The sequence below is a fragment of the Hyphomonas sp. genome (assembly GCF_046313735.1).
Classification (GTDB): domain Bacteria; phylum Pseudomonadota; class Alphaproteobacteria; order Caulobacterales; family Hyphomonadaceae; genus Hyphomonas.
Genome location: NZ_JBKBXW010000100.1, coordinates 1 through 2,534 on the forward strand (window position 1 = coordinate 1; position 2,534 = coordinate 2,534).

Genomic DNA, 2,534 nt, shown 5'->3' on the forward strand with positions numbered 1-2,534 from the left:
TCAGAAAGGCCATCGAAAACATCGACAAACCAATCTTTTGCCGAAGGCAAACCCAAAGCTACGACCCGCAACAAATGTCCCTCAAACTCAAATGACGTACTTTCCCCGGACAGCCCTGCATGAAATGGGAGAGGAGGGGCCCGCCGCCGGAGGCGGTGGGAGGTGAGGGCTCTTTCCCCTCGACACCGTGCCGCGCGCCCCTAAATCCAGATCCGAACCGCAATGGAGCCGCCCATGTCCTATATCCTCATCCATCATCCCGGTTGCGGGTCGTCGAAGAAGGGGCTGGAGCTGCTCAAGGCCCGGGGCATTGAGCCGCAGGTGCGCAAATATATGAGCGCGGCGGAGCGGCTGTCGGCCGACGAACTCAAGGACATCGCGAAGAAGATGGGCGGGGTCAGCCCGCGGGTTTTCCTGCGGGAGAAGGATGCGGCGGCGGCCGGGCTTGCCGAGACGGCGGGCGATGAGGATGTCTTTGCCGCGATGGCGGAGAATCCGAAGCTGATCCAGCGGCCGATCGGCATCCACGGGAAGAAGGCCGTGCTCGGCCGGCCGAACGAGCGGCTGCTGGACATCGCCTGATCTGTAGCATTTGCGGCAGATCGATCAAATTTCACCGATTCTGTAAGGGCGATATCAGGACGCCTCTGCGATAAGCAACGCATGACCCTGATCGCCCTGATTTTCGCCGGCCTCCTGCTGGGCTTTGCCGCCTTTGCGGCTTTTGGCCTGCCCTGGATCCTGATGGGGAACCGGGCCTTTGACGAGTTTCGTGAGCGGCGCGACCAGCAGATGCTGGCCGGTGTCCTCGGCTTTGCGGCTGTGATGGCCGCGAGCCTGCCGCTGATCAGCGCGGCCCTCGCATCGGCGGCGCCGCAATTGCAGGTGTTTGCGCAAACAGTCCTGGGTGTGCCAGAGCGCTTCTGGAGTTGAACGCCGGAAGGCGCTAGAGGCTCGCCCGTCAGATGATGAGGCGAGAGACATGAGCGCGAGCGTAAAATCCAGTCCGGGCAAGTTCTTCGAGGATTTCCGGCCGGGCGAAACCCTGATCCACCCGACCCCGCAGACCGTGACCGAGGGCGACCTCGCGCTCTACCGGGCGCTGACCGGCGGGCGGTATGCGCAATATTCATCCGCCGAGTTCGCCAGGGCCTCCGGCCTGCCGGGCCTGTGCGTGGATCCGCTGCACGCCTTCCATATCGTGTTCGGCAAGACGGTGCCGGATATCTCGCTGAATGCCGTCGCCAATCTCGGCTACGCCGATGGGCGCATCCTGCGGCCGGTGCTGCCGGGCGATACGCTGCGGGCGACCTCCGATGTGATCGGGGTGAAGGAAAACTCCAACGGCAAGACCGGCGTCGTCTGGGTGCGCACCCGCGGGCTGAACCAGCGCGGCGAGGAGGTCATGACCTTCGTGCGCTGGGTGATGGTCAACAAGCGCCATGCCGGGTCCCCTGCGCCCGAAACCGTGGTGCCAGACCTGCCGGCAGCAGTGGCGGCAAGCGACCTGACCGGCTTTCCCGAGATGGAGACCTGGTATTTCGCCCAGTCCGGCAGCCGGCATGTGTATGAGGATTACGAGGTCGGCGAGAAGATCAGCCATATCGACGGCATGACCATCCAGGAGGCCGAGCACCAGATTGCGACGCGCCTCTACCAGAACACCGCCAAGGTGCACTTCGACTATCACGGCCAGAAGGAAAGCCGGTTCGGCAAGCGGCTCGTCTATGGCGGGGTGGTGATCTCGATTGCCCGTTCGCTGGCGTTCAACGGCCTCGCCAATGCCGGGCAGATCCTGGCGATCAATGCCGGCAGCCATGCCGGGCCGCTGTTCGCCTGGGACACGATCTATGCCTGGAGCGAAGTGCTGGACAAGGCGGAGCTGTCGGAGACGTGCGGCGCGCTGCGGCTGCGCCTCGTGGCGGTGAAGGACGCTGATCCCGGCGCCTTCCTCTACAAGGACGCGGACGGCAAATATGACGCCCGCGTGCTGCTCGATTTCGATTACTGGGCGGCAATTCCGCGGGCCCGCTGACAAGCGCCCCGCGCCCTCCTATATCGCACCGATGGGCGGCTATCCTCCTTATGCGGGCTTCACCGAATTTGCGATTGCGCTGGGCGTGATCCTATCGGCGATTGTCAGCCTGCTCGGCACATCCAGCCGCAAGCGCATGATCGCGTCGGGCGAGGCGCGGATGCAGGATCTGGCCGAGATGACCGGCCTGCTCGACCCCAAGGAGGTGCTGGCCGCGTTCGGGCCGCCGGATATGGGCCGGGTCTGGCGGAATGTGACACTGGTGGATATCCGCCGGGCGCGCGGGCCGCTGGGCTGGCTGATGTCGAGTGATATCGTGGACTATACCTGCATGGCGGCGGTGACGGTCGCGCTCTTGTTCGACCATAAGCTGCTGCCGCTGCTTCTTCTGGGCGCGCTGGCGGTTCAGGTCGGGGGCTGGATTGCATCGACGCGCGTTCCGAAATAGGGGAGCGGGTTGGCTACTTCCCGCCTCAGGGGAAAAATCGAAGAGACCCAA

The 2,534-nt window shown here is 64.1% G+C and carries 4 protein-coding genes; all 4 read left to right on the plus strand.

Annotated features, from left to right (window positions below; genetic code table 11):
* Positions 1–234: 234 nt before the first annotated feature.
* The 4 genes from ACK4SV_RS16740 to ACK4SV_RS16755 all read left to right on the plus strand — a co-directional run bounded on the left by ACK4SV_RS16740 (position 235) and on the right by ACK4SV_RS16755 (position 2,483).
* Positions 235–582: an ArsC/Spx/MgsR family protein gene (locus tag ACK4SV_RS16740; protein ID WP_409918983.1), complete on the plus strand. Its 348-nt coding sequence runs from the start codon at positions 235–237 to the stop codon at positions 580–582.
* A gap of 81 nt (positions 583–663) precedes the next feature.
* On the plus strand, positions 664–933 hold the full coding sequence (locus ACK4SV_RS16745; protein ID WP_409918984.1) for a hypothetical protein: 270 nt from the start codon (positions 664–666) through the stop codon (positions 931–933).
* 49 nt (positions 934–982) lie between these two features.
* The gene (locus ACK4SV_RS16750) at positions 983–2,035 is read left to right on the plus strand and encodes a MaoC family dehydratase (protein WP_409918985.1); all 1,053 of its coding nucleotides are present in this window, start codon (positions 983–985) and stop codon (positions 2,033–2,035) included.
* Positions 2,036–2,066: 31 nt separating this feature from the next.
* Positions 2,067–2,483: a hypothetical protein gene (locus tag ACK4SV_RS16755; protein WP_409918986.1), complete on the plus strand. Its 417-nt coding sequence runs from the start codon at positions 2,067–2,069 to the stop codon at positions 2,481–2,483.
* Positions 2,484–2,534: the final 51 nt, after the last annotated feature.